The 26,978-nt window shown below is 57.8% G+C and carries 26 protein-coding genes; 11 read left to right on the forward strand and 15 right to left on the reverse strand.

Going from position 1 to position 26,978, the window contains the following annotated elements:
* From VHE58_07160 to VHE58_07185, 6 genes are all read right to left on the reverse strand, one after another.
* Positions 1-227 (reverse strand): hypothetical protein (locus VHE58_07160; protein ID HVS27058.1); only part of this gene is annotated, 227 nt, incomplete at its 3' end.
* Between the two features lie 51 nt (positions 228-278).
* Positions 279-2,003, reverse strand: coding sequence for a diguanylate cyclase (locus VHE58_07165; protein ID HVS27059.1), 1,725 nt, complete (start codon positions 2,001-2,003; stop codon positions 279-281).
* A gap of 37 nt (positions 2,004-2,040) precedes the next feature.
* On the reverse strand, positions 2,041-2,814 hold the full coding sequence (gene rsmA / locus VHE58_07170) for a 16S rRNA (adenine(1518)-N(6)/adenine(1519)-N(6))-dimethyltransferase RsmA (GenBank protein ID HVS27060.1): 774 nt from the start codon (positions 2,812-2,814) through the stop codon (positions 2,041-2,043).
* 34 nt (positions 2,815-2,848) lie between these two features.
* Complete coding sequence (gene pdxA, locus VHE58_07175) at positions 2,849-3,868, reverse strand: 4-hydroxythreonine-4-phosphate dehydrogenase PdxA (protein ID HVS27061.1); 1,020 nt, start codon at positions 3,866-3,868, stop codon at positions 2,849-2,851.
* Positions 3,869-3,932: 64 nt separating this feature from the next.
* Entirely contained in the window at positions 3,933-5,264 is a 1,332-nt protein-coding gene (locus VHE58_07180) for a peptidylprolyl isomerase (GenBank protein ID HVS27062.1), read from the reverse strand.
* Positions 5,265-5,268: 4 nt separating this feature from the next.
* Positions 5,269-7,488: an LPS-assembly protein LptD gene (locus tag VHE58_07185; protein HVS27063.1), complete on the reverse strand. Its 2,220-nt coding sequence runs from the start codon at positions 7,486-7,488 to the stop codon at positions 5,269-5,271.
* Positions 7,489-7,588: 100 nt separating this feature from the next.
* Here VHE58_07185 and VHE58_07190 point away from each other — a divergent pair, with 100 nt between their 5' ends.
* The 10 genes from VHE58_07190 (at position 7,589) to VHE58_07235 (ending at position 17,895) form a co-directional block, all read left to right on the forward strand.
* Positions 7,589-8,575, forward strand: a complete 987-nt coding sequence (locus tag VHE58_07190; GenBank protein HVS27064.1) for a phosphotransferase — start codon at positions 7,589-7,591, stop codon at positions 8,573-8,575.
* An 81-nt stretch (positions 8,576-8,656) separates the two neighbouring features.
* Positions 8,657-9,367, forward strand: coding sequence for a nucleotidyltransferase family protein (locus VHE58_07195; GenBank protein HVS27065.1), 711 nt, complete (start codon positions 8,657-8,659; stop codon positions 9,365-9,367).
* A gap of 17 nt (positions 9,368-9,384) precedes the next feature.
* Positions 9,385-10,695, forward strand: a complete 1,311-nt coding sequence (gene pepP / locus VHE58_07200; GenBank protein ID HVS27066.1) for a Xaa-Pro aminopeptidase — start codon at positions 9,385-9,387, stop codon at positions 10,693-10,695.
* On the forward strand, positions 10,685-11,839 hold the full coding sequence (locus tag VHE58_07205) for an FAD-dependent monooxygenase (protein HVS27067.1): 1,155 nt from the start codon (positions 10,685-10,687) through the stop codon (positions 11,837-11,839). The genes pepP and VHE58_07205 overlap by 11 nt, the downstream gene beginning before the upstream one ends.
* Positions 11,840-11,998: 159 nt before the next feature.
* Positions 11,999-13,012, forward strand: a complete 1,014-nt coding sequence (dusB, locus tag VHE58_07210) for a tRNA dihydrouridine synthase DusB (GenBank protein HVS27068.1) — start codon at positions 11,999-12,001, stop codon at positions 13,010-13,012.
* On the forward strand, positions 13,012-13,248 hold the full coding sequence (locus tag VHE58_07215) for a helix-turn-helix domain-containing protein (GenBank protein HVS27069.1): 237 nt from the start codon (positions 13,012-13,014) through the stop codon (positions 13,246-13,248). Before dusB ends, VHE58_07215 begins: the two co-directional genes overlap by 1 nt.
* 99 nt (positions 13,249-13,347) lie before the next feature.
* The gene (gene purH, locus VHE58_07220; protein ID HVS27070.1) at positions 13,348-14,904 is read left to right on the forward strand and encodes a bifunctional phosphoribosylaminoimidazolecarboxamide formyltransferase/IMP cyclohydrolase; all 1,557 of its coding nucleotides are present in this window, start codon (positions 13,348-13,350) and stop codon (positions 14,902-14,904) included.
* Positions 14,905-15,004: 100 nt separating this feature from the next.
* Positions 15,005-16,282: a phosphoribosylamine--glycine ligase gene (gene purD / locus VHE58_07225; protein ID HVS27071.1), complete on the forward strand. Its 1,278-nt coding sequence runs from the start codon at positions 15,005-15,007 to the stop codon at positions 16,280-16,282.
* Positions 16,283-16,427: 145 nt separating this feature from the next.
* On the forward strand, positions 16,428-17,450 hold the full coding sequence (gene hemF, locus VHE58_07230; GenBank protein HVS27072.1) for an oxygen-dependent coproporphyrinogen oxidase: 1,023 nt from the start codon (positions 16,428-16,430) through the stop codon (positions 17,448-17,450).
* A 25-nt stretch (positions 17,451-17,475) separates the two neighbouring features.
* Entirely contained in the window at positions 17,476-17,895 is a 420-nt protein-coding gene (locus tag VHE58_07235; GenBank protein HVS27073.1) for a phosphate-starvation-inducible PsiE family protein, read from the forward strand.
* A 7-nt stretch (positions 17,896-17,902) separates the two neighbouring features.
* Here VHE58_07235 and VHE58_07240 read toward each other — a convergent pair whose 3' ends face one another.
* The 9 genes from VHE58_07240 to VHE58_07280 form a co-directional block, all read right to left on the reverse strand.
* Positions 17,903-18,430: an adenine phosphoribosyltransferase gene (locus VHE58_07240; GenBank protein HVS27074.1), complete on the reverse strand. Its 528-nt coding sequence runs from the start codon at positions 18,428-18,430 to the stop codon at positions 17,903-17,905.
* A 4-nt stretch (positions 18,431-18,434) separates the two neighbouring features.
* On the reverse strand, positions 18,435-19,139 hold the full coding sequence (locus tag VHE58_07245; protein ID HVS27075.1) for an ABC transporter ATP-binding protein: 705 nt from the start codon (positions 19,137-19,139) through the stop codon (positions 18,435-18,437).
* Positions 19,136-19,900, reverse strand: a complete 765-nt coding sequence (locus tag VHE58_07250; protein HVS27076.1) for an ABC transporter ATP-binding protein — start codon at positions 19,898-19,900, stop codon at positions 19,136-19,138. Before VHE58_07250 ends, VHE58_07245 begins: the two co-directional genes overlap by 4 nt.
* Complete coding sequence (locus VHE58_07255; protein HVS27077.1) at positions 19,897-20,997, reverse strand: ABC transporter ATP-binding protein; 1,101 nt, start codon at positions 20,995-20,997, stop codon at positions 19,897-19,899. The genes VHE58_07250 and VHE58_07255 overlap by 4 nt, the downstream gene beginning before the upstream one ends.
* A complete protein-coding gene (locus tag VHE58_07260) occupies positions 20,998-21,921 on the reverse strand; it encodes a branched-chain amino acid ABC transporter permease (GenBank protein HVS27078.1) in 924 nt (307 codons plus the stop codon).
* Positions 21,922-21,993: 72 nt separating this feature from the next.
* Positions 21,994-23,223: a branched-chain amino acid ABC transporter substrate-binding protein gene (locus VHE58_07265; GenBank protein HVS27079.1), complete on the reverse strand. Its 1,230-nt coding sequence runs from the start codon at positions 23,221-23,223 to the stop codon at positions 21,994-21,996.
* A 381-nt stretch (positions 23,224-23,604) separates the two neighbouring features.
* The gene (locus VHE58_07270; protein HVS27080.1) at positions 23,605-23,931 is read right to left on the reverse strand and encodes a c-type cytochrome; all 327 of its coding nucleotides are present in this window, start codon (positions 23,929-23,931) and stop codon (positions 23,605-23,607) included.
* Positions 23,932-23,962: 31 nt separating this feature from the next.
* On the reverse strand, positions 23,963-26,068 hold the full coding sequence (locus tag VHE58_07275; protein HVS27081.1) for a thioredoxin domain-containing protein: 2,106 nt from the start codon (positions 26,066-26,068) through the stop codon (positions 23,963-23,965).
* 88 nt (positions 26,069-26,156) lie between these two features.
* A complete protein-coding gene (locus tag VHE58_07280; protein ID HVS27082.1) occupies positions 26,157-26,537 on the reverse strand; it encodes a cyclophilin-like fold protein in 381 nt (126 codons plus the stop codon).
* Between the two features lie 251 nt (positions 26,538-26,788).
* On the opposite strand from VHE58_07280, the gene VHE58_07285 reads away from it, so the two are divergent.
* Positions 26,789-26,978, forward strand: a 190-nt coding sequence (locus tag VHE58_07285) for a hypothetical protein (GenBank protein HVS27083.1), incomplete at its 3' end; no start/stop codon positions are given.

The following is a 26,978-nucleotide window of genomic DNA, read 5'->3' on the forward strand; positions in this document are numbered from 1 at the left end:
GTGTTGAAGAACTCCACGGGGCTGCGGCGTCGGCTTTCCGGGATGGGATGCGCGAAGCGAGCCGCGTCGAATAGCCGTTGCATATTCGCAAGGCGAGCGACAAAGCAGACCGCCCGGAAAGCCACGCCCCATCCGGGTTTGCACGAAAAATGTCCATCTGCTGCGTTGCGCTCCTCGGCATCGTAGTCCTGGCTACGACCTTCGTCGCGCGCCTTGCATCTGGGCATTTTTCGTGTCGAACGCGGCTCCCGGAGAGTTTTTCAACACCCTGCCAAGGTCTACGCCTGCTGCGGCGGCTCTTCGGCAAGCATCACCCGGTTGCGCCCCGTCTGCTTGGCGCGGTAGAGCGCGGCATCGGCCGCCTGAATCAATTCTTCGCCTTTGCGGCCGTGCTGCGGGAACACCGCCAGCCCCAGCGAGATGCTGACCACGCCCAGCGTTTGTCCGCCCGAGGCGACCTGCATGGCCTGTGCCGCTTCGCGCAGAAGTTCGGCGCGCTGGCGCGCGATGTTTAAATTCGCTTCCGGCAAAACCAGAACAAATTCCTCCCCGCCAAAACGGCAGGCCACGTCGCTGCCGCGGATTTGCCGCCCGATCAGTTGTGCCAGGCTGCGCAGCACTGCATCGCCCGCTTCATGACCGAAGGTGTCGTTGAAGCGCTTGAAGTGATCCACGTCGAGGATGATGACCGCCAGCGGGGTTTTCTTGCGCTCGGCGCGGGCGAGTTCGCGGGTGAGCGATTCTTCCAGGTAGCGCCGGTTGTGCAGCCCGGTGAGTGGATCGTGAATGGATTGCTGGCGCAGTGAATCGCGCAGCCGCAGATTGGCGATGGCGAGCGCGATCTGGTCGGCAAACGTCGCTGCCAGCAGCTCCGCCGCGGTTTCCCGCTGCGCCGCCTCCTCAGGGCTCGCTTCGGTGCCGAATTGCAGATGCAAAAGACCAAGGGTTTCGGAATGCACGACCATAGGCACGCACATGTAATGCAGCCGGGGAGCGCCCGCCGCCTTCACGTGCTCGCACTGCAATCCGGTGCGCGCATCGTCCACCCGGTGCAACTGCCCGCGGCGAAGTGCCCAGCATTCTTCCGGCGCGAACAGCGGGCCGCCGATTTCGGGCTCGCCCCAAGCCGCCACGTTTTCAAGGTAATTGTGCGAATCGTGCATGACGAAAAACACGCCCGCCTCGCCGGGAAAGAATTGTCTTCCAAACTGCGCGATGGCGTGATACGCCTCCACTGGCTCGAGGCAGGACTGCAAAACTTCGCTCATTTCGCTCAGCAAAGTGCTTTCGCGGTTGCGCCGCGTAAGCTCGCGCATTCCCCCTTGCAGCATTTCGTTGAGGTCCCGCAGAGCCCGCTTGTCCTGCGCGCTTTCCCGCAGATCGCTGTAACCAATGTAGAAAAACACTGCTAACAGCACCAGGTTGAGCAGCGCCGCTATGGCATAGGTGAAAAAGAGTTGGCGCGAGATGGTTTGGGTGGCTGCGTTGCGTTGCTCCATCAGCAGGCGCTCCTCCTGCTCGATTCCGCCGATAAGGCGGCGAATGTTGTCCATCGCAGTTTTGCCTCTGTGGGTGAGCACCACTTTTTGCGCGGCTTCGAAACCGATTTTTCCGCGTACCACGACGGTTTCGTTGAGTATGGCGATTTCAGCGCTTACCAGAGATTCAAGCTTGGCGAGATCCTTGGATTTCGGCATCGGGATGGTCGAACGCAGTTGCTTGAGCTTGTCGCCGATGCCGAGGAGGGCCGCGTTATAAGGCTCGAGATAGCGTTCATCGCCGGTGATAAGGTAGCCGCGCTGTCCGGTTTCGGCGTCGGTGAGCAGCTGCAATACTTCGCCCGAAACCCTGAGGCTATTCAGCAATTGCGCTGCTTCTTGGTGTGCGGTGATAAGCCGGTCGGTGTTCTGATAAGCGAGGTGGGAAACGAAGATGTTGACGGCAATCAACAGCAGCGCCAGGCCAAATCCAAGCAAGCTTCTTTTAGAGAAAAACCAATTCATGCGGTTGTGGAAGCCTGTGGCTGAATGTTAGAGGTTCTTAATCTTGTTTACTAAGGTAATTGCTGATGCGCACAAAATCGTCGCTGGACAGGTTTTCGGCGCGCAAACCGGGATCGAGGTCAAGCCTTTCGAAGTCCTGGGCGGCAAGATGGAACATAAGGGCGTTGCGCAAGGTTTTCCTGCGCTGGGTAAATGCGCGGGTCACGATTTTGGCGAAAAGTTCTTCATCTTTTGCCTGCAGTTCATGCGCTGCGCGAGGGATGAGACGGATCACGGCGGACTCGACTTTGGGCGCCGGGCGGAAGGCGTTGCTTGGCACGACCAGCAACTGCTCCATATTGTAGCGGTATTGTAGCATCACCGATAACCGGCCATAGGCCGCAGTCGACGGCGCGGCGGCCATGCGCTCCACCACTTCCTTTTGCAGCATGAGATGCAAATCGCTTATGCGCTGTGCGAAGCGGGTAAGATGAAACATGAGCGGCGAGGAAATATTGTAGGGAAGATTGCCGACCACGCGCAGATTTTCGCCCAAGCGGGCAAAATCGAAGCGCAAGGCATCGCTGTTGTGTATCGTGAGCCGTTCCGCGGAAAATTCTTGGGTTAGGCGCGCCACGATGTCGCGGTCGATTTCGATGACGTGGAGATGGTTAAGACGCGCCAGCAGCGGGCGCGTAAGCGCCCCCAGCCCTGGGCCAATTTCTACGATAGAATCTGCGCCTTGTGGAGAAATCGCAGCAACGATGGCGGATACGATTTGCTCGTCAATCAGGAAGTGCTGGCCAAAACGTTTTCTGGGGAAGTGTTGCATTAAACCGGTCGCAGGGAGTTTTCTCGTGTCGTATTCAGCCGGCGCTTTTCCTGTTCTGGCGTTTTTGTCCGTTCTTCACCAGCTGCAACGCCAGCTTGATGGCGGCGATGAGGCTGCCGCAGTCGATTTTTCCGGTCCCCGCCAGATCGAGGGCGGTGCCGTGGTCGACTGAAGTGCGGATGATGGGCAAGCCGAGCGTGACGTTGACCCCGGCGCCGAAGCTTGCATATTTCAACACCGGCAGGCCCTGGTCGTGATACATCGCCAGCACCGCGTCGCAGCGGTTTAACCGCTCGGGCGTAAACAGGGTGTCCGCGGGCAGCGGTCCCTGCACCTCAAAACCCTCGTGGCAGAGTTTTTTCACCACCGGGCTGATGATGCGCGCCTCCTCGGTTCCCAGATAACCGGATTCACCGGCATGCGGGTTCAAGCCCGCCACCAGTATGCGCGGCGCGGCGATGCCGAAACGCCGCACCAGGTCCCGGTGCAGGATGCGCAACACGCGCTCCAGTCCTTCTTGGGTCAGCGCCGCCGGCACGTCTTTCAAAGCCAGGTGGGTGGTGGCGAGCGCCACCCGCAAGCCGCCGCCGCAGAGCATCATCACCCCTTCGGGTGTGCCGGTTTTTTCCGCGAGATATTCGGTATGCCCGGTAAAGACGATGCCGGCATCGTTAATCACGCTCTTTTGCAACGGCGCGGTCACCATGGCGTCGAATTGTCCGCTGAGGCAGCCCCGTATCGCCCGGTCCAGCGTGCGAAGTACGTAAGCGCTGTTGGCCGGATTAAGTTTCCCCGGGGGCGCGGGCTCCTTGAGCGGCTCGTGCAGCACATACAGGTTTCCGGGTGCGGCCGCTTCCCCTTGCCCGCTGAAATCCACCAGTTTGATTTTTTTCTTGAGCAGTCCGGCGCGCTGGACGAGAAGGGTTTTATCCGTGACGATGACGATGCGGGCCGGCAACTTGTGGCCCGCTACAAGCGTGCACAAATCGGGGCCGATGCCCGCCGGCTCGCCTGCGGTCACGGCAATGGTGGGCAACGATGTGGCGCGAGACATGGGTTAAACCGCAGAGACGAACGCAGAGTTTAATGCGAGTTTTCTCTGCGCCTCTGCGGTGAGTTTATTTATCTTCCAACCGATATTCCACGTAAGCGCGGTCGCGCAACTGGCGCAGCCATTCTTCGTGGGCTTCGTCCGCCTTGCGGGCGCGCAAGGTCTGGCGCGCAAGCAGGCGCTGCTGATCCTTGCTGATGTCCTGGTTGCGCCGCTCCAGCACCTGAATCAGATGCCAGCCGAATGGCGAGCGCACCGGCTCGCCGATTTGGCCGGGCTTCAACGCATGCATTGCCCGTTCGAATTCCGGTACCGTGTCGCCGGGAGACACCCAGCCGAGGTCGCCGCCCTTGGGTGCGCTGCCGTCTTCGGAATGCAACCGCGCCAATTCCCCAAAGTCCGCGCCGTTTTCCAGACGCTCCTTGAGGTTGGCCAGGCGGTTGCGCGCTTCCAGTTCCGACACCAGCTCGCTGGTTTTGATCAGTATCTGACGCGCGTGGGTTTGCTCAATGGTTTTTGCGGCGTCGCTGCCGCGCTTGTTGATGAGCTTAATGAGGTGAAAGCCGTTGGCGCTGCGCAGGATCGGGCTGACCTCACCGGCCTGCATCGCGCGCAGCGCTTCCACGAAAATGCCGGGCAGCCGCCCGGTGGAACGCCAGCCGAGCACGCCGCCTTGAAGCGCATCGGGCGCATCGGAGTAACCCGCCGCAATCTGCGCGAAATCCGCGCCGTTCTTAAGCTGCAAAAGCGCCTGTTCGGCGCGCGCGCGCTTGGCTTGGATTTGTTCCGGGCTGGCCTGTTCCGGCATTAGCACCAGGATGTGCGCGAGCTCGTATTCGTCGTTGCGGTCGGAAAGCGCTTCCTGTGTCCTCAGGAAATTGTCGATTTCGCTCTCAGTGACGATGATTTTGCTGTCCACTTCGCGTTCTTTGAGGCGGGTCATGATGATTTCAGAGCGAATTTCCTCGCGGAAGCGGTTGAAGTTGATGCCTTCCTTTTCCAGTTTTTCGCGCATGAGCTGCAGGGTCATGCCGTTGCCCTCGGCGATGCGCTCCAGGGTTTTCTCCAACTGCGTGTCGTCCACGCGCACGCCGGTTTCCTTGGCGAATTGCAGTTGCACGCGGTCATTTACGAGGCGCTCGAGAATTTGTTTTTCCAGTACATCCTGCGGCGGCAGCGGTGTGCCCTGCTTGTTAAGCTGGTTCACCACCAGCTTGATGTTGTCGTTGAGATCGTATTGGGTAATCACATCGTCGTTTACGACCGCGACGATGCGGTCGAGCGGCACCGCTTTTTGCGATTTCGGGTCGGTCTGCGCCGCGCCGAGCGGCGCAACCGCAAACGTGGCGGCCAGCGCAAAAAAGCGCACATGAAGCAAAAGAGTTTTGAGCAGACTCATCGTGCTAACGAAGTTGATACGGTTCACTGGTGTTGAACGGCTGATTGGTTTTGGTATAACCGGAAATGTTCTGCCTCAGCACCTCGAGGGGGTTGGAGCCGATTTTTGACAGGCCGTTCAATTCAAGCTGGATAAACACGCCGGTTGTTGCGGCTTGCGTCGCGGTCGCGAAGCGGTGACCCACCAGGCGCAGCGTCCAGCAGCAGCTATTATATTCGAAACCGAGCAGGGCTTCCAAAGTCTGGCGGTCGCGCAGTGAATAATTGTAACGTCCAAGGCCGTACCAGCCCCCGCCCAGCGGCCATTGCGAGCTTATGTCCACTTGCTCCAAGGAATCGCGGACAAAGCGGTAGCCGAGGTTCAGCACTTTGCCGGTTTCCGGCTGGTAGCGCACGCCAAAACCGAATTTTTGCCCGGTGCTGGAAGACGGACGGTATTGCAGACCGGCTTCGGCAAGCCACTTCGAACTTAAGCGGCTGCTGATGGTGGCCAGAATATTAGAGCTCGGATCATTGGCCGGCGTGGTGGTGCCGGTGCTGTTTAGGGTGACTTGCTGCTTGACGAAAAGCAGGCGCTGGCCAATGTTGAAGCGCAACCGTTCATCGCCGTTGTCGGATAGAAGACGCGAAGTAATTCCCACAGTCAACTGGTTGGCGTTATTAATGCGGTCGCCGCCGCTGAACTGGTTTTCGGTGAAAATCTGTGCGAAATTGATGTCGGCGAAAGCGGTGTCGAAGTTGGGAATCTGGCTCTGGTCGCGGAACGGAATGTTGAGGTAATAGAGCTTGGGTTCTACGGTTTGCGTGAAGCTCTGGCCAAAAAAAGAGGCGCCGCGCTCGAAAATCAAGCCGGTCTCCACGCTGCTGATGGGCAGCAGACGATTAGTGTCGGGTAGCGTGGTGGTGTTTTGGTTGAGCGAATAGTGAGTATAATGGCCGCCGATTTTGGGCGTGAAATAGGCGAACGAGGTTTGCAGCGGCAGGCTGATGCTCGGATAAGCGGTAAAGCGCGTGCCGGTGACCAGGGACGGGTGATCGAAGTTCACGAATTCGTTGCCCATCGACAAATCCAGTCCCGCGATATTTTGCTTGGCGCCGTTCAAGGTGAGCTGCGGCAGGCGGCGGTAAGGAGGAATCTGCGGCGCCAGCGGATCCTGCAGCGTCTGGAAACTTTGCGCCCGGATGGTGGCGTTCCACCAGGGTTGCGGCGCATAAGTCAGCAGCGCTTCGCGCGGCAAGTTCACTTGCGAGGTAAAGGCAATGCGAGTCGACAAATCCCGGAAATAGGAATCGTCGGAAACTCTTTGGAAATTGAGCGAGCCGTTGTAGCCGTTCCCGCTGAAGGAATGCTTAAACAGCAGGGCATACCTGTCGTCTTGTTTAAGCTGATCGTCCGGGAGCAGTTCCACCCGCGCTTCGCCGAAATAAGCCGGATTGAGATAGCGAAACTCGGAACTCAACTGTGCGCCGCGCTTGGACAGGCCGCGCGCGGAAAAGGTGGCGTCGTAATTAGGCGCGATGTTCCAGTAATAGGGCAGCGTGAATTCGAAGCCGCTGTTGCCGGTGCTGCCGAAACTCGGCGTGAGAAAGCCCGATTTGCGATTGTCGCCCACTGGAAAATTAATCCACGGCGTGTAAAGAATCGGCACGCCTTTGAAAACGATGCTCGCGTCCTTGGCCGTGCCGATATTTTCTGTTTGATCGATTTTCAGGTTACCCGCCTTGATGTACCAGTCGTCGTTGCCTACTGGGCAGGTGGTGTAATACGCTTGCTCGAGCCGATATTGCTGCGGCCCTTCCAGAAACAATTTGTCGGCATTGCCGCGGCCGTGCTTTTCCTGCAGAAAAAAATCCGGGGTGTCGAAGAAACCGGTTTCACGCTCGAGGTTGATCTTCCCTTTCGGGCCTTGCACCAAGTCGCCGTGCTGTTCCAGCCGCACATTACCCTCGACCTCGATTTCGTCCTCCTGTAGCCGGTAGGTGAGCCGGTCGGCGAACACGGTCTGTCCCAGCCTGCGCATCACCACTGCGCCTTGCGCGGTGATTTCCTCTTCATCCCGGCCCTCGATGGTCTCGGCCTCGATGAAAAGCGGTGTCGCTTCCTGTTGCTTGGGCGCGGGATTAACAGCGCGCTCGAGTTTCAGCTTGAGCGCGTCTTCATCTGCAAGCGCACCATGGGAAAAGAAGCAAAGCAGTGAAAAGGCGATAGGCTGGAATTTGCGCATCGTGTATCGAGGTTTTGGTTGGGTGCGTCGGCACCGCAGTTTAGGTGCTAAAATCGCACAAAATCATCATTATGGCAATCCAAGGGCGCATTTGGAACGTATTCTTTCGCTCAAAAACTGGATCGCCGCGCAATTTCCGGGAGAAGCTTTCACGCTGGAGCCGGCTTCGGAAGACGCGAGCTTCCGCCGCTATTTCCGCGTGAAATTTGCCGGACTCACGCTGATTGCGATGGACGCGCCGCCCCGCCACGAAGAGTGCCGGCCCTTTATCCAGGCGGCGGAATTGTTTCTGGCGGCGGGTGTGCACGTGCCGCGGGTGCTGCAACGCGATCTCGAACGGGGCTTCCTGCTGCTCGACGACCTGGGCGATACCACTTATCTTCAGGCGCTCAACGAAGACAACGTCCACGCGCTTTATCTCGACGCAATCGAAGCGCTGGTGAGGATTCAGCTGGCGAGCCGTCCAGGCCTGCTCCCGGATTACGACCAGACTTTGCTCATGCGCGAGATGCGGCTCTTTCCGGACTGGTATGTGGCCAGGCATTTGGGTGTGAGCTTGAAGCCGGAACAGGCGGGAACACTGGAAAAAATATTTGAGCGCGTGCTTGCCAATAATCTGGCCCAGCCCAGGGTTTACGTACACCGCGACTACCATTCGCGCAATCTCATGTTAAGCGAGCCCAACCCGGGAATTCTCGATTTTCAGGACGCAGTTTACGGCCCCATTACCTATGATGTGGTGTCGCTGTTCAAAGATGCCTATATCCGCTGGGATGAAGAGCGCATCATCGATTGGGTGGTCCGTTACTGGGAACGCGCGAAAAAAGCGAAGCTGCCGGTCGCCAGCGACTTCGCGGGGTTTTACCGCGACTTTGAATGGATGGGGGTGCAGCGGCATTTGAAGGTGCTGGGCATTTTTGCGCGGCTTTATCATCGCGATGGCAAGGAAGGCTACCTTAAAGACCTGCCGTTAGTGATGCAGTATTTGCGCAAAGCCTGCGAGCGCTATTCCGAGCTGGCGCTTCTGCTGAAGCTGCTCGACGAAATCGAGGGCCGTCCTGAAGCCAAGGCGGGTTACACTTTTTAATCTAACCGCAGAGACGCAGAGTTTTTTAGAAGATTATTTGTTTTTACTCAGCGTCTCCGTGCCTCTGCGGTTCAAAAAATTATGAAGGCGATGATACTTGCCGCGGGTCGCGGCGAACGCATGCGCCCGCTTTCCGACGCTACGCCCAAGCCGTTGCTGCCTGCCGGCGGCAAGCCGCTCATCGCCTGGATTCTGGAAAATCTCGCGGCGGCGGGGTTCCATGAAATCGTCATCAATCATTCGCATTTCGGCAAGCAAATTGAATCCGAGTTGGGCGATGGCGCATATTACGGCGTGCGCATTGTTTATTCACCGGAGCGGCAGGCGCTGGAAACCGCGGGGGGCATAGCGCAGGCCTTGCCTTTGCTGGGAGCGCAGCCGTTTCTGGTGGTGAATGGCGATATTTACTGCGACCTCGATTTCAAGCAGCTTCTGCCGCGGCTCGACCGGATGAGGGGAAAATCCGATTCTGACCGCGCTTATCTGGTGCTGGTGGATAACCCCGGGCATCATCCCGAAGGCGATTTCGCGCTGGAACAAAATCGGGTGACCCTAAGCGAAACGCAAAAGCTTACTTTCAGCGGCATCGGCTTGTATCATCCCGCGCTGTTTGCCGGCGTGCCGCAGGGTGGCAAAATGAAACTCGCGCCGCTGTTGCTCGACCAAATAGCGGCCGGCAAAGTCGGCGGCGAGCATTACCGCGGTTTGTGGCGGGATGCCGGCACGCCCGAGCGTCTGCACGAGCTGGATGAATTGCTGACGAACCGGCCTGCGGGCGGTAAGCAAGGCTAGGGTTTATAATCTTCACCATGGACGATTACTCGATTTTCGCGCAGCGGCGCGCCAGACTCATTAAAAAGATGCAGGCGGGAGTGGCGCTCGTTCCCACCGCGACCGAGCGCGTGCGCAACCGCGACTCGCATTATCCCTACCGCTTCGACAGCTACTTTTATTATTTAAGTGGTTTCACCGAGCCTGGCGCCGCACTGGTGCTGGTGGCCGGCAAGAAACCGAAATCCATTTTATTTTGCCGCGACAAGGATCCGGAGCGCGAAATCTGGGACGGCCGCCGTTACGGCCCGCAAGCCGCGCGCAAACGTTTCCGGTTCGATGAAGGCTGCTCGCTCAACAAGCTGGATGAAATGATACCGCAGCTTCTCGCCAATCAGCCGGTGCTGTATTACGCGATGGGCACGGACGAAGCATGGGATGCGCGCATGCTCGGCTGGCTCAACCAGGTGCGTGCGCAAACGCGGGCGGGCGTTACCGCGCCGGCGCAAATCAAGGACGTGCGCCTGATTCTGGATGAAATGCGCCTGATTAAAGGAGCGCAGGAGCTTGCCGTGATGCGCAAAGCGGCACAGATTGCCACGAGCGCACACAGCCGCGCCATGCGCGCCGTCCGCCCGGGCAAGATGGAATACGAAATCGAGGCGGAGCTGATTCACGAATTTCGCCGCCACGGCGCGCAGGCCCCGGCGTATACGCCCATCGTCGCCAGCGGCGCGAACGCCTGCGTGCTGCATTACGTGGAGAACCGCGCCACCCTGCGCGACGGCGATTTGCTGCTGATCGATGCCGGCTGCGAACTCGACGGCTACGCCTCTGACATCACCCGCACCTTTCCGGTGAACGGCAAATTCAAGGGCCCGCAAAAAGCGGTTTATGAAATGGTTCTGGCGGCGCAGGACGCCGCGATTGAGGCTGTGAAACCCGGCAAGAGCTGGATCGCGCCGCACCAGGCGGCGCTGAAGGTGCTGGCGCAAGGCATGATTGATTTGGGCTTATGCAAGGGGAGCCGGGACAGCGTGATTGAGTCGGGCGATTACCTGCGTTTTTACATGCACCGCACCGGGCATTGGCTGGGGCTGGATGTGCATGATGCCGGCGAGTATAAACGCGATGGCAAATGGTGCAAACTCAAGCCCGGCATGGTTTTGACGGTGGAACCCGGCTGTTATGTGCGGCCGGCGAAGAATGTCCCGGAAAAATTCTGGAATACCGGAGTGCGCATCGAAGACGATGTGCTGGTCACCGCCAAAGGGCGGGAGGTGCTGACGCATGCCGCGCCCAAGAAAGTCAAAGACATTGAACAATTAATGCGTGACCATGCCGCCTGAATCCGCCGCTATCGTAATCGTAGGCGGCGGCCCGGTCGGCGCCGCTTTGGCGCTGGCCTTGCGCGCCAGCAGCCACAGTGTTCTGCTGCTCGAAGCACGCGAAACCACTGCAAATGACTCGCGGCCGCTGGCGCTCTCCCACGGCAGCCGCCTGATTCTCGAGCGGCTAAAAGTCTGGAGCGCGGTCAAAACTCCCACGCCTATCTTGAACATCCACATATCCCAGCGCGGCGGCTTCGGCTCAAGCCGACTCACCGCCCAGGAAGCCGATGTTTCGGCCTTGGGTTATGTGGTTCCCTATGCGGAGTTGCAATCGGCGTTGCAACAGGCGCTGCATGGGCCTGAGTACCTTACCGGCGCAAATGTCGTGCGCATCAAGGCGGATGAAAATGCGGTGAGCGCCGAATTCACCCATCGCGGCAGTACACGCAAAATCAGCGCGGAACTGCTGGTGCTGGCCGACGGCGGGCGCGGCATGGAGGGAGTCAATGGCATCGAGCTGCGGGAAAAAGATTACCACCAGTGCGCCGTGGTGACCCAGGTCAAAACCGAATTGCCCCATCGCAACATGGCGTTTGAACGCTTCACGCCGCAAGGGCCGGTCGCGTTGTTGCCGTTTGGCGAGCAGTTCGCTTTGGTCTGGACTGCCACTCCCGGAGATGCGGGAGAGCTGCTCAAGCTTGATGACACAGCGTTTTTACAGCGCCTGCATGAACATTTTGGCGATCGGCTTGGGAAATTTGTTGCGGCTGCAAAACGCGCAAGTTTTCCGCTCAAGCTCAAGTATGCCGCTGATCCGACGGCACAGCGCGTAGTAATCCTCGGCAACGCGGCGCAAACTCTCCATCCTGTGGCAGGTCAAGGCTTTAACCTGGGATTGCGCGATGCCTGGGAGTTGAGCGAAGTGATACTGTGTACTGCAACACAGCAACTCGGCACAGCGGAGATGCTCAACGCTTACCGCAAGCGCAGAAAGCTGGATCGCGGCGGCGGAATTTTCTTTACCGACATGTTGTTGCGGATTTTCAGCAATGATCTTGCGCCTTTGCGCGCGGCGCGCGGTATGGCGTTGACTGCGCTGGATGTTTTGCCAGCAGCAAAACGTTTTTTGATGCGCAGAATGATTTTCGGCGCGCGCGGCTGATTAAATTTTTTTGCCTTGCACAGTTTCTGATTTTGTCAAAGTCGATTTTTTCCTGAGTTGCTCGCGTTTTAATACGAGTTTTTCAAGAAATTTATAATCCGCTTTTCTTGGAACCGTGATTGCGCTTACAATGACAATCCTGCCTCAAAATATAACATCATGCGAATCGGTTCCCACCAGTTGAAGAACAATTTGATTGTCGCGCCCATGGCCGGCGTCACCGACCGCCCGTTCCGGCAGTTGTGCAAGCGCATGGGCGCGGGCATGGCGGTGTCCGAAATGGTTTCCAGCAATTCCCTGCTGTGGGGTTCGGAGAAAACCAGGCGCCGCGCCAACCATGAAGGCGAAGTGGAGCCGATTGTGGTGCAAATAGCCGGCGCCGACCCCCGTATGCTTGCCGAAGCCGCGAAATACAACGTCGATCAAGGGGCGCAGATCATCGACATCAACATGGGTTGTCCCGCCAAAAAGGTCTGCAACGTCATGGCGGGCTCGGCGCTTTTGCAGAACGAGCCGCTGGTGTGGAGAATTCTTGATGCGGTGGTAAAAGCAGTAAACGTGCCAGTCACGCTTAAAATCCGCACCGGCTGGGACCGGCAGAACAAGAATGCATTGCGTGTGGCGGGCATTGCCGAGAACGTCGGCATTCAGGCATTGACGATTCATGGCAGAACGCGCGCCTGCGGATTTTCCGGCACTGCCGAGTACGACACCATCGCCGCAGTGAAGGCTCACTTGAAAATCCCCGTGATCGCCAACGGCGACATCGCGACCCCGGAAAAAGTCAAGGAAGTGCTTGATTACACCAAGGCCGACGCGGTGATGATCGGCCGCGCGGCGCAGGGGCGGCCGTGGATTTTCCGCGAAATCGGTCATTACCTTAAAACTGGCACGCATTTGGCTTCGCCCGAAGTTGCGGAAATCCGCCGCGTGCTGGTTGCGCATTTGAACGAGCTTTATGAGTTTTACGGCGAACACACCGGCGTGCGCATCGCCCGCAAGCATATTTCTTGGTACACCAGGGGTTTGGCCTGCTCGGCGCAGTTTCGCCACGCGATGAACCAATTGGAAACGAGCGCAGCGCAGCTCGCGGCAGTAAATTGTTTCTTCGACGAATTGCAAAACCGCAGCCGGCGCCTGGTCTACGAAGAATCAGAGGAATTGGCGGCATGATAAATGAGAACGAGCTTACGCGCTGCGTGCGCAAGGCCATCGAGAGTTATTTCAAGGATTTGGACGGCGAAAGGCCCTGTGCCATTTACGACATGGTGCTTCGCTGCGTGGAAAAGCCGCTGCTCGAATCGGTGCTGCACCGCGCCAAGGGAAATCAAACGCATGCGGCGCAGATGCTGGGCTTGAACCGCAACACCCTGCGCAAAAAAATGCAGGAGCACCGGATCAAGGGGTGAAGCCAGGATTCAGGAGCAAGGAATCGGGATGCAGGGGCAGCAAGTTCTCCGGGCCGGAATCCTTGCTCACGAATCCTGAATCCTGAATTTACCATGAGCATAATCAAACAGGCGCTAATCAGCGTTTCCGACAAAACCGGCATTGTCGAATTTGCCAAGGGCTTGAGCCGATTCGGGGTCATCCTTCTTTCCACCGGCGGCACCGCCAAGCTGCTTTCCCAATCCGGCGTGAAAGTCACCGAGGTGGGCGATTACACGGGCTTTCCCGAAATGCTCGACGGCCGGGTTAAGACCCTGCATCCCAAAGTGCACGCGGGCATACTCGCGCGGCGCGATGTGCCCGGGCACATGCAGGCGATGAGCAAAGCCAACATCCCGACCATAGACATGGTGGTGGTGAATCTCTATCCGTTCCGCGAGACCATCGCCAAGGCGGGCTGCACGCTGGAAGAAGCGATAGAAAACATCGACATCGGCGGCCCCACCCTGCTGCGCGCGGCGGCCAAGAATCACCAGCATGTGGCGGTGGTGACCGACCCCGCTGATTACCCGAAATTGCTGGCGGAAATGCAATCGGCCAACGGCGCCATCGGCCTGGAGACACGCTTCCGTCTCGCGCAAAAGGCGTTCTCGCATACGGCGGCTTACGATGGCGCTATCAGCAATTATCTGACTGCAACCAATCTGAAAGGTGAGCACGTTACCTTCCCAAGTCAGATTAATTTCAGCTTCAACAAGGTGCAGGATTTGCGCTATGGCGAAAATCCGCACCAAAATGCGGCATTTTACCGCGACCTAGCTTCCGTTCCGGGCAGCTTGAGCGTATACCAGCAGATTCAGGGCAAGGAGCTTTCCTACAATAACATCGCCGATTCCGACGCCGCCTGGGAGTGCGTGAAAACCTTCGACAAGCAGGCGTGCGTGATCATCAAGCACGCCAATCCTTGCGGTGTCGCCGTCGGCAAAAACGCGCTGCAGGCGTATAAACTGGCCTTCGCCACCGATCCCACTTCAGCGTTCGGCGGCATCATCGCTTTCAACCGCCCGGTGGACGGCGCCGCCGCCGCGGCGGTGATTCAGCAATTCGTCGAAGTGCTGATTGCGCCGGGCTTTTCAGAAGACGCGAAGCGTATCCTGGTGCAAAAAGCCAATATCCGCGTGCTCATCGTACCCATCGCCGAAGGCGCCAACAGCCTCGATGTGAAGCGCGTGGGCGGGGGGATGCTGGTGCAAATGCCGGACAATCTCAACGTCGCGGCTTCGCAACTCAAGGTAGTGACCAAAAAGCAGCCCACTTCGCAGCAGCTCGATGATTTGCTGTTTGCCTGGCGCGTCGCCAAGTTCGTCAAATCCAACGCTATCGTTTTCGCCGGCAATGGACAGACCCTAGGGGTGGGGGCGGGGCAGATGAGCCGGGTGGACAGCGCGCGCATCGCTTCCATCAAGGCGCAGAACGCCGGTTTGAATTTGCAGGGCTCAGTGGCGGCCTCTGATGCGTTCTTTCCGTTCCGCGACGGCGTGGATGTGGTGGTGCAGGCCGGCGCAAGAGCGGTGATTCAACCCGGCGGCAGCATGCGCGATGACGAAGTGATTGCCGCAGCCGATGAACATGGCATTGCGATGGTGTTCACCGGCGTGCGGCATTTCAGGCATTAACCGTGTTGAGTGTTGAGAGTTTAGAGTTGAGTGTGAACCAGCGTGTGACAAGCGCATTTCCAACTCTCAACCCAGAACGCTCAACCCCGAACCTTCCTTTATGAAACTTCTTGTCATCGGAGGCGGCGGCAGGGAGCATGCGCTGGCCTGGAAGGTCGCGCAATCGCTAAAAATTCAAAAAGTCTTCGTCGCTCCTGGCAATGGCGGAACCGCGCTTGAGCCCGATTTGCAAAACGTGGCGATAGAAGCGATTTCCGACCTCGTCGCGTTCGCCAAAAAAGAGCAGATTTACCTTACCGTGGTCGGTCCCGAAGCGCCGCTTTCCAAAGGCGTGGTGGATGCGTTCAAAGAAGCCAATCTCAGAATCTTCGGCCCCGCGCGAAAAGCCGCGCAGCTCGAAAGCTCCAAGGATTTCGCCAAAAGCTTCATGCGGCGCCACGGCCTTCCCACCGCCGCCTATTCCACATTCGCCGATTCCGCCAAGGCGCATGCTTACCTTGACAGCCGCGGCGCGCCCATCGTGATCAAAGCCGATGGCCTCGCCGCGGGCAAGGGCGTGGTGGTAGCGATGAACCTGGCAGACGCGCACGCCGCGGTGGACATGATGCTGGTCGCGAACAAAATGGGCGTCGCCGGCGCGCGGGTGGTGATCGAGGATTATCTGGAAGGCGAAGAGGCGAGCTTCATCGTCATGTGCGACGGCGAGCATATTCTTCCGCTTGCCACCAGCCAGGATCACAAGCGGCTGCTTGATGGCGACCAAGGACCGAACACCGGCGGCATGGGCGCGTATTCGCCCGCGCCGGTGGTGACACCCGCGTTGCACAATCGGGTGATGCGCGAAATCATCCAGCCGGTGATTAAAGGCATGGCGGAGGATGGCATTCCTTATACCGGTTTCCTCTATGCGGGATTGATGATAGACGGCCAAGGCAATCCCAAGGTGCTGGAATTCAACTGCCGCATGGGCGACCCCGAAACCCAGCCGATTCTCCTGCGGCTTAAAAGCGATTTACTCAAGATGATCGAGCACGCAATAAACGGCACGCTCGATCAGGTGAAAACCGACTGGGACCGCCGGGTAGCGCTGGGCGTGGTGCTCGCCGCGGCGAATTATCCGAATACGCCGAAGAAAGGCGACGTGATTAGCGGCCTGCCCAAATCGGGCGAGGATTTCAAGATATTCCACGCCGGCACTCAACTTAACGGAAAGAATGTCGTTACCAGCGGCGGCCGGGTACTGTGTGTTACCGCTTTGGGCGACAATGTTAAAATGGCGCAGCGCCGCGCTTACGAGGTCGCCGAAGGCATCCATTTCGATGGCATGCAAATGCGCCGCGACATCGGCCATCGCGCCACCGGATTAAAAAAACACTGATTCACCACCACAGAGGCACGGAGAAATACTAAAGTCGAATAGACAGGATTCACATGATTTCGCAGGATTAACAAGATTAAGTCCTGTTAATCCTGTGAAAAGATTTTCCTTTTTGCCTTTGTGCCTCTATGGTTAAATTCAATCCATGAACTCCGATGCCGTCAAAAATTACCTTACCGATTTGCAGTCACGCATCGTCGTGCGCTTGGCGCAGTTTGACGGCAAGGTATTCGGCGCCGATTCTTGGGAGCGTCCCGAAGGCGGCGGCGGACTAAGCTGTGTCATCGAGGAAGGCCAGGTATTCGAGCGTGGCGTGGTGAATTTTTCGCATGTGTTTGGCGAAAAGCTTCCGCCTTCTGCCACCGCTTCGCGCCCCGAGCTGGTGGGCCGTTCCTTTGAAGCAATGGGCGTGTCCGTAGTCATGCATCCGCGCAATCCTTATGCTCCCACAGTACATCTCAACATTCGATTTATCCGGGCATTCGTCAAGCATCCTACAGCGGGCCAAGATGCGGTCGCGGGGCGCGAAAGCGAGGAGGGCGCGACGAGACAGTACAGAGCAGAAGTACGGCGAGGAGCGGTCGACGAAACTGACAAAGCCATGCGACCGGAGATTGCGCCCGATGTATGGTGGTTTGGTGGAGGAATGGACTTGACTCCCTATTACGGTTTTAAAGAGGATTGCGTGCATTTCCATCAGACCTGCAAGGATGCGCTTGCGCCATTCGGGTCAGAATACTACCCGCGCTTCAAGAAATGGTGCGACCAGTATTTTTTCATCAGGCATCGCAACGAGCCGCGCGGAATTGGCGGGATTTTCTTCGACGACTTCAACGAGCTGGGTTTCGAGAAAAGTTTTCAGCTCATGCAAAGCGTGGGTGAAAGTTTTCTCAAAGCCTACCCGCCGATTCTGGAACGCCGCATGCACCTCCCCTACGGCGAGCGCGAGCGCGGCTTCCAGGCCTACCGCCGCGGCCGTTACGTGGAATTCAACTTAGTCTATGACCGCGGCACACTGTTCGGCCTGCAATCCGGCGGGCGCACCGAATCCATCCTGATGTCATTGCCGCCTGATGTAAAATGGCGCTACGATTGGAAACCCAAGCCGGACAGCGCGGAAGAAAAGCTGTACAAGGAGTTTTTGATTGTACAGAACTGGATTAATTAAATTATTTTCTATTGGATTTATAACGATGAGCAATAAGACAGAGCAAATTCAAAAAATCGGCAGCGGCCTGGTGGATATATTTCATTACCTTGCGCTGTTTGTTATCGGTGCCACTATTGTTTGGTCGGCCGTGTATGAATACCTGCGCATTATGCACAGCGGGCATGCGGCTTTGGAGGACATTTTGTTGCTGTTTATCTATCTTGAGTTCGGTGCGATTGTGGGCATCTATTTCAAGACGCATCGTCTGCCTGTGCAGTTCCTGATCTATATCGCAATTACGGCTCTTTCGCGGCATTTGGTCATTGACGTACAGAAGGTATCGGATAATTTTCATCTCTATCTGCTGCTGAGCATAACAGGGGCCATAGTGATACTCAGCTTCGCAGTATTAATATTGACGTTCGCTGCCAGCAAGTATGGGCGGCCTGAGGACAACGCTTGACGTATTTCTAATGCCCTTCAAACTCACACAATGTAACCACGCTGTAGCCTAGTTTCTCCAAGCGCTTGCGCCCGCCGAGGTCGGGTAAATCAATTACGAAGCCGCAGCCGACAATCCGCCCGCCGGTTTTCCCGATCAGGTTGGCAGCCGCTTCCGCCGTGCCGCCGGTGGCAATCAGGTCGTCCACCAGTAGCACCTTCTCGCCTTTTTGAATTGCGTCGGTATGGATTTCCAGCCGGTCGGTGCCGTATTCCAGTTCGTAGTCGTGCCCGAAGTTTTCACCCGGAAGTTTTCCTTTCTTGCGGATCGGCACGAAGCCGACTTTAAGTTGATAGGCTAGCGCCGCGCCGATGATGAAGCCGCGCGATTCGATGCCCGCGACTTTGTCTATTCTCGTGCTGCGGTATTTGCCGGCCAATTGATCTATGGTGTTGCGGAAGCCTTCGGTGTGCTTGAGCAGCGTGGTGATGTCGCGAAACAAAATTCCCGGCTTGGGAAAATCAGGAATGGTGCGAATCAGCGATTTGATATCCATCATTTTATTCTCCAAGATAAGCTTCGCGTACCTGCGGATTGTTCAGTAGTTCGCGCGCCGTGCCGGAAAGCGTAATCAGCCCGCCATCCATGACGTAAGCCCTGTGGCTTGCTTCAAGCGCCATCTTGGCGTTCTGTTCGACCAGCAGCAGTGTCACGCCTTCCTTGGCGATGCTAAGAATCGTCTCGAAAATTTTGCTCACCATCAGCGGCGCCAAACCCATGCTCGGCTCGTCGAGCAGCAGCAATTTCGGGCGGCTCATCAGCGCGCGGCCAATCGCCAGCATTTGCTGTTCGCCGCCGGAAAGCGTGCCCGCGGTTTGGCTGCGCCGCTCTTTGAGACGAGCGAACAGTCCGTACACGCGCTCGAGGCCGCTTTTTGAATCGGAGGGGCGGCAATATGCGCCCATTTCCAGGTTTTCTTGCACCGTGAGCCTGCCGAAAATGCCGCGGCCTTCCGGCACCAGCGCCATGCCTCGGCGCACCAGTTGATAAGAGGGCGAACGAGTAATGGGGCGGCCCTGATAACGTACTTCGCCTTCCACATGAAGCAGCAGCCCGCAAATCGCCTTGAGCGTGGTGGACTTGCCCGCGCCGTTACAGCCAATCAGCGCGACGAGCTCGCCTTCACCGATGTTGATGTCAATGCCCTTGACTGCATTGATGCCGCCGTAGGAGACCTTGAGGCCGCGCACTTCAAGGAGGTTCATACAAGTGCCCCACCCAGGTAGGCTTCGATCACCGCCGGGTCGCGCTGCACCCGCTGCGGTGCGCCTTCGGCGATTTTTTTGCCGTAATCCAGCACCGCCACGCGGTCGCACAGGCCCATCACCAGCTTCACGTCGTGCTCAATCAGAAGAATCGCCGTGCCGTCGCCGCGTATGGTTTCCAGCAACCTTTTCAGGCCGACAGTTTCGGTTGCGTTCATCCCGGCGGCAGGCTCGTCGAGCGCAAGCAATTTCGGCTCGGTGGCAAGCGCCCGCGCGATTTCCAGCCGGCGCTGATCGCCGTAGCTCAGATGCCTGGCGAGATCGTTGGCGCGTTGCGCGATGCCCGCGTATTCCAGAAGCGTTGAAGCGCGCGAGCGGATCGCTTCCTCTTCCGCGCGCGTTCGGGCATCGCGCAGCACCGCTCCAATCACTCCGGCGCGGGTGCGCACATGGCGGCCGACCATGACGTTTTCCAGCGCCGTCATGTTGGCGAAGAGGCGGATGTTCTGGAAAGTGCGCGCAATACCTTGCTCTGCGACCGCGTGCGGTTTGGTGGCGGTGAGTTTCGCGCCATTGAAGAAGAATTCGCCGTTGTCCGGCGCATAAAGACCGGTGAGCACGTTGAAAAAAGTGGTTTTGCCCGCCCCGTTGGGGCCGATCAGTCCGTAAATTTCCCTTTTTTCAATGGACAGACTCACCTCATTGAGCGCGAGCAGGCCGCCGAAGCGTTTGCTGACTCCGCGCGCTTCCAGCAGGTTCATGCGCGCGTCTCGCTTTTCGCCATCTTGTTTTCGGCGGCAAACTCGCGCTTGCGGGTGGTGGAAGGCCACAGGCCCGCCGGGCGGAACAGCATGACGAGAATCAACGCCAGTCCGAACACCAGCATGCGCAAATCCGCTGGATCGACGATGATGCGGCCGAACAGCGCCTGCTCGAGGGGCCCGATGTAGCGCAAGGCTTCGGGCAGAATCACCAGCAGCAGCACGCCGAGAATCACGCCGGGAATATGGCCCATGCCACCCAGCACCACCATGCACAGAATCGTGATGGATTCGATGAGAGTGAAGCTCTCCGGACTGATGAAGCCCTGAAAGCCGGCGAACAAACCGCCGGAAACACCGCCGAAGCTCGCGCCCATGGCGAAGGCGAGGAGCTTCACGTTGCGCGTGTTGATGCCCATCGCTTTCGCCGCCACTTCGTCTTCGCGGATGGCAATCCAGGCGCGGCCGATGCGCGAATCCTGCAAGCGCATGGAAATGAAAATGACCAGCACGGTGAGCGCGAGAAACAAATAATAGTAGTTGTGCACCGAGGAGAAATTGATTCCCGCCAGTTGATGCGTCTGACTGAGAGAAAAATTGCCCAGGTTTACCGGATCAATCCGATTTACGCCCTGCGGGCCGTTGGTGATGTTGACTGGCGCGTTGAGGTTATTGAGAAAGATGCGGATGATTTCGCCGAAGCCCAAAGTCACGATGGCGAGGTAATCGCCGCGCAACCGAAGTGTGGGCGCTCCGATCAGCACGCCGAAAATACAGGTCACACCGGCACCCAAAGGCAATAACGCCCAGAACGGCAGATGAATGCCAAAGTGCGGCGAGGCAAGGAGCGCATAGACATAAGCGCCTACCGCGAAAAACGCCACATAGCCCAAGTCGAGCAGCCCGGCATAGCCGACGACGATGTTCAACCCCAATGCGAGCATGATGTAGAGCAGCGCGAAATCGAGAATGCGCACCCAGGTGCGGCCGAGAGCCGCATCGGCGAGAAACGGCAGCACCGCGAGCAAGACGGCGAGCAGGATGAACGCCGCCCAAGCGGCGCGCGGGTTGCGTTTGAGTTTTTCCCAGCGGCTCATTTATGCGCGCTCCGCCACGCGCTCGCCCATCAAGCCCGAAGGCCGGAACACCAGAACCAGAATCAGCACGAAGAACGCAAACACGTCCTGGTAGTTGCTGCCTAGAAATCCACCGGTGAGAGGCCCGATGTAACCTGCGCCCAGGCTTTCGATGATGCCGAGCAATAGCCCGCCCAGCATGGCTCCGCCAAAATTGCCGATGCCGCCCAGCACCGCCGCGGTAAACGCCTTAAGCCCGAGCAGAGAACCCATGTAATAGTGCGCAAGGCCGTAATAGCCGCTCACCATCACGCCCGCCACCGCAGCCAGCGCCGAGCCCACTACAAAAGTAATCGAGATGATGGTGTTGATATTGACGCCCATCAATCCTGCGACTTCGGCGTTTTGCGCGGTGGCGCGCATCGCCCGCCCCAGGCGCGTGCGGTGCACCAGAAACAGCAGCCCGACCATGATTAAAGCGGCGAGCAGCACGATGAAAATCTGCAGATCGGAAATGACGGCGCCGGCGATGAAATGAGGTTTGGAGGGAAGCAGCGGAGGAAAGGTGATGTACTGCCGGCCCCAGATAATCATCGCGCTGTTTTGTAGCACGATGGAAACGCCGATGGCGGTGATCAAAGGCGCAAGCCGCGGCGCGTGGCGCAGCGGCCGGTAAGCGAAGCGCTCGATGCCGTAGCCCAATGCCATGCAGGTCGGCATGGCGACCAATAACCCCAGCAATACGATAACCGGGCCGGGAAGTGCGCTGCCGCTTAAAGCGTTAATCACGGCGAGTGCCACCATCGCGCCTATCATCACCACTTCGCCGTGTGCAAAGTTGATGAGGCCAAGGATACCGTAAACCATGGTATAGCCCAGCGCCACCAAGGCATACACACTGCCCAGTACGATGCCGTTGATGATTTGCTGGAGAAAAATGTCCATGAGAAGCGGCTCCACCCAATAGCAACACGGCACCCGAAGGTGCCGTGCCGTGTCTGAAAAATCCGTAGCGGGCTAGTACCCCGCGGAAAACGGGGACTTGCCGTCTGCGGCCGGCGGCGCGTCCGCTGCCTTGGCGGTTTCCTGTCCCAGCGTTTGCAGCGGCACCCAGTTTCCGCCTTTGACTTGGTATAAGGTCACCGCACCGCCTTTGACGTCGCCTTTGGCATCGAAGGCTATGGGCCCGGTCACGCCATTGCGGTGAATTTGCGCAAGCACCGGAAGATATTTGGCCGGTTCGACCGAATCGGCTTTTTTCATCGCTTCGATCAGTGTCATGGTGGCGTCATACGCGTAGGGCGCGTAAATCTGGATTTTGCCGTATTTCGATTCGAATGCTTTCAGGAACTTACTCCCGCCGGGCATTTTTCCCAGCGGCAGGCCGGGCGAGGAAGCGGTGACGCCTTCAGCGTCCGCGCCGGCGATTTTGATGAATTCCCTGCTTTGCGCGCCGTCGCCGCCGAGGAATTTGGCATTCAGTCCCAGCGATCTCATCTGCTTCACCATCGGTGCCGCCTGAGCGTCCATGCCGCCGTAGAAAACCAGATCGGGTTGCCTGCCCTTGATGGAAGTGAGGATGGCGAGGAAATCGGTCGCCCTGTCGGTGGTGTATTCGCGCGCCAGAACTTCCGCGCCGCCGGCCTTTGCTGCTTTCTCGAACTGGTCGGCCAGGCCCTGACCGTAAGCGGTGCGGTCGTCAATGATGGCGATTTTTTTCGCGGCCATTTGGCTCACCGCGAATTTACCGAGCACTTTACCTTGCTGTTCATCGTTGGTCATGACCCGGAAGGCATTTTTGAAGCCTTGCTGAGTGTAGGGAATCGCAGTGGCGGAAGGAGAAATCTGTACTAAGCCGGCGTCGTGGTAAATCTTGGAAGCGGGAATAGTGGCGCCGGAGTTAAGGTGGCCGATAACCGCGTTGACCTTTTGATCCACCAATTTCTGCGCAACGATGGTGGCGGTTTTCGGATCGGCCTGGTCGTCTTCGCTGATGAGCTCGAAGCGCACTTTCTTGCCGCCAATCACCGGGCCTTGCGCGTTTGCTTCCTCAATCGCTAGGCGCGCGCCGTTGTCGTTGTCTTTGCCGAGGTGTGCCTGTGGACCGGTCAGGGGGGCAACCGAGCCGATTTTGACGACGAGCTCCGGTGAAGATGTTTGCTCCTTGCCACAACCCAAGAAACCGAGAGTTACTGCCAGAATGGCAAATGCGAAACCATGGCTGAATTTCATGTTTACTTCTGACATATGGAACCTCTGATTAAGTCCTCCGCGGATTGCGTTGCTGACAAAATGCGGATGGATGCGAGGCGCGCGACGAAGGTCGTAGCCGGGACTACGAAGCCGAGGAGGGCCCGCGCAGCGTCGCACCTGCGAAGCTGTGCAGCGGAGCGGGCCAGCGCTCGCCTTCGCGGTCGCACGTACCCGAGGCTCCACGCTCCGGCGAGCACGACGCAGACACCGCATTTTATCGCAACCGCGTGGGACTTAATCAGAGGTTCCTTAGCTTCGTGAAATGCAAACGATTATCCGCAGTCACCTAAACCTTGTCAATTTGCGGCGATGGCTCGTGATGGAAACAAAAAAACCGGCTTTGCGCCGGCTTTTCCGGTAACCCGCAAGGGAAGCTTATAGAGACAGAATCCACTGCACGATGGTTTTGATGTCCTCGTCTTTCACTTGGGGGGAATTGGGAGGCATCGGAATCTGTCCCCACGCGCCGGAGCCGCCTTTTTTGACTTTTTCAATTAACTTGGCTTCCGCACTTTTGTCGCCCTTGTATTTGGCGGCGACCTCTTTATAAGCGGGTCCCACCAGCTTATTGTCCACCGCGTGACAGGCGAAGCAGCCGTCTTTCTTTGCCAGCGATTCTCCCGCCTTGGCGTCGGCAAAAACACTGGTGCTCGCCACAGCCAGGGTGATGCCGGAAAGCAATCCTATCAATAGCGTCCTCATGTTTGCTCCTTGGTTGAAAATGTCCGCAATTTTAACCAGCTTGACCGGTTTTGCATACCTGCTTGAGTTCTTGCAGCTTATTGATAGTCGGCAGGCATTTGACGCCCTGGCACACCCAGGCGTTGACGTTCCCCTTTGCTTCACGGTCCAAGGTTTGCGGCAGGCCCGCAAGGCCCTTGGGCAAGGCGAGAACCAGCGCGTGCGGCAGGTATTCCCGGGCGAGTTCCTGCTGCCATTCGCCCACCGCTTCCGCTTCGCCGCGCAGAATCACGGTCTGCGGCGGCACGAGAAATTCTTCCAGCGCGATGGCGATGGTGGTGTAACCGTTTGGACGGCTGCTTACCTCCGCATAAAAAAGTTTTAATGCGTGCTCCGCGGTTTCAAGATAGCGCGGCTCACCCAGCAAATGGCCGAGGCGTTGCAGCGCGAAAATCGCGATGCCGTTGCCCGAAGGCGTCGCATTGTCGTGCCCCGCTTTCGGCCGATGAATCAGTTTTTCATGGTCGTGGCTGGTGAAGAAAAAACCGCCCAGCTCGCGGTCCTCGAATTGCTCAAGCATGACTGAAGCCAAGTCTTTCGCGAAATCGAAGTCGGCTTTGCGGAATTGCGTCTGCAGCAGTTCCAGCAGCGCATCGAGCATGAAGGCGTAATCGTCGAGGTAGGCGTTGAGATGCGCTCTTCCAGTGCTTCCTTTGGCGGATATGCCTGAATGTTGCGTTGTTGCGTCGGCGCCCGGCGCGCCCTTGTATGTGGCGAGGAGCCGCCTGTCGCGCCATAAGGTGTTGCGAATAAAATCGCAGGCGCGCTGCGCCGAAGCGAGCCAATGCTCATGCCCAAAAACCCGTGCGGCGTGAGCCATGCCTTTAATCATCAGCCCGTTCCAGCTGGTGAGAATTTTTTCATCGCGCCCGGGATGCACGCGCTGTTCGCGCGCCGCAAAAAGCTTTTGCTTGGCGCTGTCAAGCCGATGTTGGGCTTCATCGATTGAAATGGAGAGCGTCTTGGCAACTTCATCCAGGCTCTTATAGACGTTGAGGTGCCAGAACCCGCCTTCGAAATTGGGTGCGCGGTCCAACCCGTAATGCGGAGCAGCAACGGCGTATTCTTCGGCATTAAGCAAAGATGCGATCTCTTCCCGCGTCCAAACGTAGAACTTGCCTTCTTCGTGCTCGGAGTCCGCATCCAGGGTGGAGTAATAGCCGCCTTCGGGCGATTGCATTTCACGCAGCACCCACCGTGCGGTTTCCTCCGCAACCGTCTTGAACAGCGGGTTGCCGCTCGCCAGCCAGGCGTCGCAGTAAAGCCGCAGCAGCGGGCCGTTGTCGTAAAGCATTTTCTCGAAATGCGGAATCGTCCAGTATTGATCCACGCTGTAGCGGCAGAAGCCGCTGCCCAACTGGTCATAAATCCCGCCCTTGGCCATTTTCTCCAGTGTAAAGCAGGCGAGGTGCAATGCAGCGCCGTCGCCGCTCGTGGCGAAACGCCGCAGGCAGAATTCAATTTCCGCTGGATGGGGAAATTTCGGCGCGTCGCCGAAACCACCGTGTGTCCGATCGAAGCTGTTTTGCAATTGCGCCATTAGCCGCTGCGCTGGCTCCGTATCGAGATCCTGCGGCAGCTGTGCTTTTTCCGGTTGCATGCGCTCAAGGGCGGCAAGCAGCGACTCGTTCTGCTTTTCAATTTCATCCCGGTGCTCATGGTAGAAACCCGCAATGCGCTTCAGCAGATCACCAAAGCCGGGCAGGTTGTAGCGCGACTGTTTCGGAAAATAGGTGCCTCCGAAAAACGGCTTCTGCTCGGGAGTGAGAAACAGGGTGAGCGGCCAGCCGCCGCCGCGTTGGGTGAGCATGTAATGCGCGGCTTGGTAAATCTGATCCAGATCCGGGCGCTCCTCGCGGTCCACTTTGATGTTGATGAAGTGCTCGTTCATCAATTTCGCCATCTCGGGATCCTCGAAGGACTCGTGCGCCATCACATGGCACCAGTGGCAGGCGGAATAACCGATGGAAAGTAGAATCGGCTTGTCTTGCTCGCGTGAAAGTTTCAACGCATCCTCGCCCCACGGATACCAGTTCACCGGATTGTCGGCGTGCTGGCGAAGATAAGGACTGGTTTCGTTGGCGAGACGGTTGGACATAGGGCTTACTCGGCTAGCGCGAAGAAAATGTGCTTCGAGGCGTTTAGTCTAGCACGCAAAACGCCGAAGTTTTGCCGCTGGTGCAACCTTATGCTTGTTCTACGCGCACCTTGTCGCCGTCCTTGACGGTCTTGAGAACCGTCGGCTCGCCTTCGATTTTCCCAAGAATGTTCACCCGCGCGACCAGTCGGCACTCGTTGCCTTTTGATATCGGCGTCGGACCGAAGGGGAGCGCGAGCGAGCTTCCTTCCACCCAGAAGCAAACCGTTCCGGGATCCACGACCTCTTTTGCGTCTTTCTCCAGCGCGGCTTCCATGGGTACGAAGAAATACACCTCATCGCCCCAGGTGTGGGCCCGTGATTCGCAAGGCAGGGCGGCGAGCAGTACGCGCGCGGTGGGCGTGTCTTTGAGCGCAGCGGTGACTTCGCCCACGGGCCAGATGATGCGGATGCGTTTTGAATTCGACATGGCCCGGTTTTCAACTTTAACCCAATGCTAATCTGCAACCTGTCGCGAATCCAGGGGTTGCAGTAAAAACCCGCGCTTGCGCGCAGCGCGGAACACGACGTGGGAACAATTTTTTTTGCGTCTTTATACCGCGTTGATTCTGTTATAGGATGGAAACATAGCCCATTAAATGGGGCAATTAATTACACTATTTCTGGTGTCTATTTCTAGCTAGCTGTTCTTGAAGCCGAGCGACAACGATGGAGGATCACATGAGCAAAAGAGACGAGTACGTTGAGAAGCTCAAGGCGCAACTCGACGAGTGGAACACGGAGGTCGCAAAGTGGGAGGCGAAGGCCAAGGCGGCCCAGGCTGACGTGCGCACTGGATATGAGAAGCAACTAGAGGTAATCCGCCGCCAACGCAGTCAGGCGATGGAGCGCATGCGGCAGGTCCAGGCGG

This window comes from Burkholderiales bacterium (assembly GCA_035543335.1).
GTDB lineage: Bacteria > Pseudomonadota > Gammaproteobacteria > Burkholderiales > JAHFRG01 > JAHFRG01.